The 9,177-nt window shown below is 73.8% G+C and carries 2 protein-coding genes; both read left to right on the top strand.

The genetic code is table 11. From position 1 onward, the window contains the following. A partial coding sequence (locus ACWDBE_RS38875; protein ID WP_449810341.1) for an SDR family NAD(P)-dependent oxidoreductase occupies nt 1–7,758 on the top strand: 7,758 nt, incomplete at its 5' end. Nucleotides 7,759–7,760: 2 nt separating this feature from the next. Further along, nucleotides 7,761–9,177: type I polyketide synthase (locus tag ACWDBE_RS38880; protein ID WP_449793624.1), on the top strand; the 1,417-nt coding region annotated here is incomplete at its 3' end.

The raw sequence follows: 9,177 nt of genomic DNA on the forward strand, positions 1-9,177 counted from the left end.
GCCCAGGTCGAGGCGATCCGCGAGCAACTGCTCACCGACCTCGCCGGGATCGAGCCGAGGACCGCGGACGTCCCCTTCTACTCCACCGTCACCGCGGAACCGGTCGACACCTCCGCCCTCGACGCCGACTACTGGTACCGCAACCTCCGCGAACCCGTACGCTTCGACCTCGCCGTCGAAACCCTCACGCAGGACCGGCACGGCGTGTTCGTTGAGGTCAGCCCGCACCCCGTACTGGTGCCGGTGATGGAGGGCGTCGTGACCGGCACGCTGCGCCGCGGCAGCGGCCGGCAGGAATTCCACCTCGCCCTGGCGCGCCTGCACACGCAGGGCGTGGCCGTCGACTGGACGCCGGTCTTCCCCGGCGAGCCCCACCACGTCCCGCTGCCGACGTACGCCTTCCAGCACCGGCCGTACTGGTTGACGCCCACCGCCGCGAAGGGCGACGTGTCGGCGGCGGGACTGGACTCGGCCGGGCACCCGCTGCTCGGGGCCGTCGTCGAACTGGCCGGGGACCAGAGCGTCCTGCTCACGGGGCGGCTCTCGACGGCCACCCGGCCGTGGCTGGCCGACCACGTCGTCCTGGGCTCCGTGCTGCTGCCCGGCACCGTGTTCGTCGAACTCGCCATGCACGCCGGACGGCAGGCCGGCTGCGACGTCCTGGACGAACTGGTGCTGGAAGCTCCGATGATCCTGCCGGACGACGGTTCCGTGCCGGTCCAGGTCGTCGTCGGCGCACCGGACGGGACGGGCCGGCGCCCCGTCACCGTGCACTCCCGGACGGGCGGCACCTGGCTGCGGCACGCGACCGGCATGCTGGCGACCGGCGACCGCCCCCACCCGTACGACACCGGCGAGCCCTGGCAGCCGGCCGGTGAGCCCGTCGACCTGACCGACTTCTACGACACCCTCGCCGCCCAGGGCTACGAGTACGGGCCGGTGTTCGCGGGCGTACGCGAGATCCGGCGGCAGGGCGACGAGCTCTATGCCGAGGTGGCGCTGCCCGCCGACACCCGCGACCGCTTCGGTCTCCACCCCGCGCTGCTCGACGCCGCACTCCAGCCGCTGACCCTGCTGGCGGCCGGCCGCCTGCCGTTCTCCTTCGCCGGGGTGTCGATGCGGAAAGCCGGCTCCACGGCCCGGGTCCGCCTCACACCCACCGGCCCCGACACCTTCCGGGTCGCGCTCGCCGACGAGTCCGGGCCGCTGGCGGTGATCGACGCGTTGACCGTGCGTCACCGGCCGCCGGGCATCCCGGGCGCCGGGGCCAACCAGCTCTTCCGCCTCGACTGGGTGCCCGTCGAGAGCACCGGCGAACCCCCGGCCGTCCACCACGTCACGCCCCCGGCGGGAGACCCCGTGGCCGCCGCGCACACCGTCGCCGCCGAGACGCTGGGCGTGCTCCAGGACTTCCTGCGCGACGGGGACGGCCGGCTGGCCGTCGTGACCCGCGGGGCGGTCGGGCCGGACCCCGTCGACCTGTCGTCCAGCGTCGTCTGGGGCCTGGTCCGCGCGGCCCAGGCGGAACACCCCGACCGGTTCGTGCTCGTCGACACCGACGACCGCGTCCTCGTCGCGGGGGACGAACCCCAGCTGGTCGTCCGCGACGGCGCCGCCCGCGCCGCCCGCCTGGTACGGGCCGAAGCGGCCCCGGCACCCGGCCCGCTCGACCCGAACGGCACCGTGCTGATCACTGGGGGCACCGGAACACTGGGCCGCCTCGTCGCCCGGCACCTGCGCGACCGGCACGGCATCCGGCACCTGCTCCTGCTCAGCAGGACCGCGGCGGAGGTGGACTTCGACGCCGAGGTGGTGGCCTGCGACGTGGCCGACCGGGACGCGCTGGCGGCCGTCCTGGACTCGATCCCGGCCGAGCATCCGCTGACCGCGGTCGTCCACGCCGCCGGCGTGCTCGACGACGGCGTCGTCGAATCCCTCACGCCCGGCCGGATCGACCAGGTGCTGCGGCCCAAGGCCGACGCCGCCTGGCACCTGCACGAGCTGACGAAGGACCTCGGCCTGAGCGCGTTCGTGCTCTTCTCGTCCGCAGCAGGGGTGCTGGGCGGCCCGGGCCAGGCCAACTACGCCGCCGCGAACGCCTTCCTGGACGCCCTCGCCGTGCACCGGCGTGCCCTGGGTCTGCCCGGCGTATCGCTGGCCTGGGGACAGTGGGCCGAGGCCAGCGGGCTGACCGGACACCTCACCGACACCGACCTCAAGCGCCTCGCCCGCGCCGGCGTGCTGCCGATGCCCACGGACCAGGCGCTGGAACTGTTCGACCTGGCCCTGGGCGCCGCCGATCCCGTGCTGGTCCCCGCACACCTCGACCTGTCTGCGACGTCCACCCGCCCCCTGCTCAGCCGCCTCACCCGTACCAGGCCCGCCCGTCGCACGGACCGGCCGACCCTGGGCAGGGAACTGGCGGCCCTGCCCGAGACCGAGCAGCACAGCCGCGTCCTGGAACTGGTCACCGGCCAGACGGCGGCGGTCCTCGGCCACACCGACACCTCGGCCGTCAGCGCCGAGCGGGCCTTCAAGGACCTGGGCTTCGACTCGCTCACCGCGGTGGAACTGCGCAACCGCCTGTCCGCGGCCGCCGGGGTACGGCTGCCCGCGACGATGGTCTTCGACTACCCGACCCCCGACGCGCTGGCCGGCCACCTGCGGAACCTCCTGGTCGGCGCCCGCCGCCAGGCCCCTGCCTCACCCGTGCCGGTCGGGGTTCCGGTGTCGGATGATCCGGTGGTCGTGGTGGGGCTGGGGGCCCGCTATCCGGGTGGGGTGGGGTCCGCCCAGGAGTTGTGGGATGTGGTGTCCGGTGGGGTGGACGCGGTGGGGGAGTTCCCCTCGGATCGTGGGTGGGACGTGGGTCGTCTCTACGATCCGGCCGGTGGTCCGGGGAGGTCGTACACGCGGTGGGGCGGCTTCCTCGACGCCGCCGGAGACTTCGACGCGGCGTTCTTCGGGATCTCGCCGCGTGAGGCGTTGGCGATGGATCCGCAGCAGCGGGTGCTGCTGGAGACGGTGTGGGAGACCTTCGAGGACGCGGGGATCGATCCGACGTCGTTGCGGGGCAGCCGGACGGGCGTCTTCACCGGCATCTGGTCCTCGGGCTATGGCGCCGGGGCACAGCCGCCCGACCTGGAGGGCTACCTCTCGACGGGCACGGCGACGAGTGTGACCTCCGGGCGGGTGTCGTACCTGTTGGGGCTGGAGGGTCCGGCGGTGTCGGTGGACACGGCGTGCTCGTCGTCGCTGGTGGCGATCCACCTGGCGGCGCAGGCGCTGCGTTCGGGGGAGTGCTCGCTGGCCCTGGCCGGTGGGGTGACGGTGATGGCGACGCCGGCGGGGTTCGTCGAGTTCTCGCGGCAGCGGGGGCTTGCGGCCGACGGGCGGGTGAAGGCGTTCGCCGAGGCCGCCGATGGTACGGCGTGGGGTGAGGGCGCGGGTGTCGTGCTCCTGGAACGCCTGTCCGACGCCCGTCGTCACGGTCACCGGGTGCTGGCGGTGGTGCGGGGTTCGGCGGTGAACCAGGACGGGGCGTCCAACGGGCTGACCGCGCCGAACGGTCCGTCGCAGGAGCGGGTGATCCGGCAGGCGCTGGCGAACGCCGGGTTGGAGGCGTCCGAGGTGGATGCGGTGGAGGCCCACGGTACGGGGACGACGCTCGGTGACCCCATCGAGGCCCAGGCACTCCTGGCCGCCTATGGCCAGGGCCGGGTGGAGCCGTTGTGGCTGGGGTCGGTGAAGTCCAACATCGGCCACACCCAGGCGGCGGCCGGTGTGGCGGGTGTGATCAAGATGGTCATGGCGATGCGGCACGGTGAACTGCCGCGGACCCTCCACGTGGACACGCCGACCTCCCACGTCGACTGGGAGTCCGGGAGCGTCCGGCTGCTCACCGAGGCCCGGCCCTGGCCCGACAACGGCCACCTGCGTCGCGCGGGCGTGTCGGCGTTCGGCATCAGCGGTACCAACGCGCACGTGATCCTGGAAGCCCCGGCCCCGGCCGAGGAGCCGTCGTCCGAGTCCCCTGCCGCTCCCACGCCCGCCCCTGTGGCCGCGGTGCCGATGCCGTGGCTGCTGTCGGCCAAGTCGGACGCGGCCCTGCGCGACCAGGCCCGCAGGCTGCGCGGGTTCCTCGCCGAGCACCCCGAGGTCACACCGGCCCAGGTGGCCGCGGACCTGGCCGCGCGGGCCCGGTTCCCGCACCGTGCCGTGCTGACGGACCCGGCCGGCCTGGACGCGCTGATCGACGGAAAACCCGGAATCGTCACGGGCACTGCCTCCCCGGGCAGGTCGGCGTTCGTGTTCTCCGGTCAGGGTGGTCAGTGGGCGGGGATGGGCCGGGGCTTGTACCGCGAGTTCCCGGTGTTCGCGCGGGTGTTGGACGAGGTCTGCGAACTGCTGGAGCTGCCCGTGGAGGTGCTGTTCGAGGACGAGGAGGGGGTGTTGGGGCAGACGGTGTTCACCCAGGGTGCGGTGTTCGCGCTGGAGGTGGCGCTGTTCCGGCTGGTGGAGTCCTTGGGTGTGCGGCCGGACTTCGTGGTGGGGCACTCGGTGGGTGAGGTGGCGGCGGCTCATGTGGCGGGCGTTCTGAGTCTGGAGGACGCGTGTGTGCTGGTGGGTGCGCGGGGCCGGTTGATGCAGGAGTTGCCCGGTGGTGGGGCGATGGTCTCGCTCCAGGCGTCGCTGGAGGAGGTGGAGGGGTCGCTGATGCCGGGTGCCGAGGTGGCGGCGGTCAACGGGTCGGATGCGGTGGTGGTGTCGGGGGACGAGGCCGCGGTGGCGGCGGTCGCTGGGGTGTGGCAGGGCCGTGGGCGCCGGGTGAAGCGGCTGGAGGTCAGTCACGCGTTCCATTCGGCGCGGATGGATCCGGTGCTGGAGGAACTCGGCAAGGTGGCGGCTGGTTTGTCGTTCGGTGAGCCGGTGATCCCGGTGGTCTCGACGGTGGCCGGACATCCGGTGGACCTGGGGGAGCCCGGGTACTGGGTGCGCCAGGTGCGGGAGCCGGTCCGGTTCGCGGATGCGATGGAGTGGCTGACGGGCCAGGGTGTCACGGGGTTCGTCGAGGTGGGTCCGCATCCGGTGCTGGTGGGGAACGGCTTGATGCGCCGTGGTGGTGACTCTCCGGAGCGGTTGTTCGCGGGGCTGGGGCGGTTGTGGGCGGACGGCGCCGCGCGCTGGACGCCACCCGCGACGACACCGGCGGGAACGCCGGGCGCACGTGTGCCTTCGTACGCCTTCCAGCACCAGCACTACTGGCTCCAGCCCAACTGGCTCCAGCCCACCACCCCGGCACCGACCGGTGACGGCCGGATCGACCACCCGCTGCTGCGGGACGCCATGGAACTCCCCGACGACAACGGCGTGGTGCTGACGGGACAACTCGCCACCGCCGCGCAGCCGTGGCTCACCGAACACGTCATCTCGGGCTCGCCCCTGCTGCCCGGCGCGGCGTTCGTGGACCTGGCGCTCCGGGCCGGCGAACACGTCGACTGCCCGGCGGTCGAGGACCTGACGCTGGAGACACCGCTGGTGGTCGCGGACGGCGTGCAGGTGTCCGTGACCGTCGGCCCCGACCGGGCGGGCCGGCGCAGCGTCTCGATCCACGCGCGCGCGGACGGCGAGTGGGTGCGGCACGCCACCGGAACGCTGGGCGCCGTACCCGTCGTACCACGGGAGCCCTGGGCACGGCAGTGGCCGCCGCACGGCGAAGCCGTCGACCTCGACACCTTCTACGACAACCTGGCCGACGCCGGATTCGCCTACGGCACGGCCTTCCGAGGTCTGCGAGCGGCCTGGCGCGACGGCGACACCCTCTACGCGGAGGTGGCCGTACCCGCCGGCGACACCCGGTTCGCCCTGCACCCCGCCCTGCTCGACGCCGCGATCCAGACCGTGACCGTCGCCGACGACCGGGCGAAGATGCCGTTCTCCTTCGCCGGGATCTCCTGCCGGCGCGGCGCCGAGCACGCCAGGGTCCGGCTGACCGTGACCGGCCAGGACACCTGCGCGATCGCCCTCGCCGACCGGTCGGGCGCGCCGATCGCCGAGATCGCCTCGTTGACCCTGCGCCGGCCGGCCGGGGCCACCACGCAGGACGTGCCGTACCAGGTGGCGTGGCCGGTCCTGGAAGCGGTGACCACCGAACCGGACATCCCGGTCCACCACGCCACCTCGCCCGTCGAGACCCTGCGGGTGATCCAGGACTTCCTCACCACGGACACCCCGCGCATGGTGGTCGCCACGCGCAACGCCGTGCCGGTCCGGCCCGGTGAGGACGTCGACCCGCAGGCCGCCGCCGTCTGGGGCCTGGTCCGGTCGGCCGCCACCGAGCACCCCGGCCGGTTCGTGCTGGTCGACGGTGACGACGGCGACGGGGTCCGGCTGGCCGGCGACGAACCCCAGCTCGCGATCCGCGCCGGCGCCGTTCACGTCCCCCGCCTCGAACGGGCGCGGACCGAACCGCTGACCTCGCCGCTCAGCCCCGAGGGCACGGTGCTCGTCACCGGCGGCACCGGCACCCTGGGCGGCACGATCGCCCGCCACCTCGCCGTGCGGCACGGCGTGCGGCACCTGCTGCTGGTCAGCCGGAGCGGCCCGGACGCCCCCGGCGCGGCCGCGCTGACCGCCGACCTGGCCGCGCTGGGCGCGACCGCCGACATCGTGGCGTGCGACGTGTCCGACCGCGAGGCGGTGGCGCGGTTGCTCGCCGAACACCCGGTCACCTCGGTGATCCACACCGCGGGCACGCTGGCCGACACCGTCGTGGAATCCCTCACCCCGCAGCAGTTCGCGCGCGTGTGGGAGCCGAAGGCCCTCGCGGCGCGGCACCTCCACGAACTGACCTCGGACCTGGAGGCGTTCGTGCTGTTCTCGTCGGCGGCCGGTGTGCTGGGCGGCGCGGGCCAGGCGAACTACTCGGCGGCGAACGCGTACCTCGACGGCCTCGCCGCACACCGGCACGCCGAGGGACAGCCGGCCGTGTCGCTCGCCTGGGGCTACTGGGCGGAGACCAGCGGCATGACCGGAGGTCTGAGCGCCACCGACCGGCACCGCCTGGCCAGGGCCGGCGTACGGCCGCTGCCGACGACGGACGCGCTGGCCCTGTTCGACGCCGCGCTGACCGCGGGCACCCCCACCCTCGCGCCCGTCAGGTTCGACCTGCCGGCGCTGCGCCGCGCCGGCGACCCGCCCGCCCTGCTGCGGGAGCTGGTACGGCCCCGGCGCAGGCGGGCCGCCGACCGCGTGTGGACGCAGGCCGACGTGCTGCACCTGGTCGTGGGCCAGGTCGCCCTCGTCCTGGGGCACTCGTCACCGGAGGCGGTCAACCCCGACCAGGCGTTCACCGACATCGGGTTCGACTCGCTCACCGCCGTGGAACTGCGCAACCAGCTCGACGCGGACACCGGCCTGCGCCTGCCCGCCACGCTCGTCTTCGACCACCCGACACCGACCCGCCTCGCCGCCTTCGTGCACACGCGGCTGCACGGCACCGAAACCGAACCCGACCCCCTGCTCGCCGAACTCGACCAGCTCAAGTCCACCCTGGACGCGGCAGCCGACGACGCCGACTACGAGACCGTCGCGGCCCGCCTCGAAGCACTGCTCGCGGCCTGGACCGCCAAACGCACCGGCTCGGCGGCCGGTGTCGACGAGGCCAGCGACGACGAACTGTTCAGCCTTCTGGACGATGCGCACCGCAGGACCGAGGTCATCCGATCGGGCGAGTCCCGAAACGCTGAGGAGAAGTAGCGATGTCCGACGAAGAGAAGCTGCGCACTTACCTCAAGCGCGCCACGGCCGACCTGGGAGTGCTCAGCAAGCGCCTCGCCGACATGGAGGAGGCCGCGCGCGAACCGATCGCGATCATCGGCATGGGCTGCCGCTACCCGGGCGGAGTGGAGTCCCCGGCCGACCTGTGGCGGCTCGTCTCGGACGGTGCCGACGCGATCACCGAGTTCCCGCCGGACCGTGGATGGGACGTCGTCTACGACCCCGACCCGGACCGGCCGGGCACGACCTACAGCCGATCGGGCGGCTTCCTCGCCGACGGCGCCGGGTTCGACGCCGGGTTCTTCGGCATCTCGCCGCGCGAGGCACTGGCGATGGACCCGCAGCAGCGGGTGCTGCTGGAAACCGCTTGGGAGACCTTCGAGTACGCCGGCATCGACCCGACCACACTCGGCGGCAGCCGCACAGCCGTGTTCACCGGCCTGTGGTCCTCCGGCTACGGCAACCAGCCGCCGCCGGACCTCGAAGGTTTCCTCGCCACCGGAACGGCCACCAGCGCCACGTCCGGGCGGGTGTCGTACCTGCTGGGGCTGGAGGGCCCGGCGGTGTCGGTGGACACGGCGTGCTCGTCCTCGCTGGTGGCGATCCACCTGGCGGCGCAGGCGCTGCGGGCGGGGGAGTGCTCGCTGGCCCTGGCCGGTGGTGTGACGGTGATGGCGACGCCGGCGGGGTTCGTCGAGTTCTCGCGGCAGCGGGGGCTCGCCGTCGACGGCAGGGTGAAGGCGTTCGCCGAGGCGGCCGATGGTACGTCCTGGGGTGAGGGCGCCGGCCTGGTGCTGCTGGAACGCCTGTCGGATGCCCGCCGCAACGGCCACCGGGTGCTGGCGGTCGTCCGGGGCTCGGCGGTCAACCAGGACGGGGCGTCCAACGGGCTCGCGGCGCCGAACGGTCCGTCCCAGGAACGCGTCATCCGGCAGGCGTTGGCGAACGCCGGACTGTCGACGGCGGACGTGGACGCGGCGGAGGCCCACGGCACGGGGACGACGCTCGGTGACCCGATCGAGGCGCAGGCGCTGCTGGCGACGTACGGCCGGGACCGGGCGGAGCCGTTGTGGCTGGGGTCGGTGAAGTCGAACATCGGGCACACGCAAGCCGCCGCTGGTGTGGCGGGTGTGATCAAGATGGTCATGGCGATGCGGCACGGGCAACTGCCGCGGACCCTCCACGTGGACGCGCCGACCTCCCACGTCGACTGGTCGGCGGGCCGGGTCTCCCTGCTGACCGAGGCCCGGCCGTGGCCGGAGACGGGGCGTCCCCGCCGCGCGGGCATCTCGGCGTTCGGCATCAGCGGCACCAACGCGCACGTCGTCATCGAACAGTTCCCGGAGGAAACCGCCGGACAGCCCGCCGCGGACGACTCCGCGGAGCCCACCGTGTGGC

The sequence above is a fragment of the Kitasatospora sp. NPDC001132 genome (genome assembly GCF_053598415.1).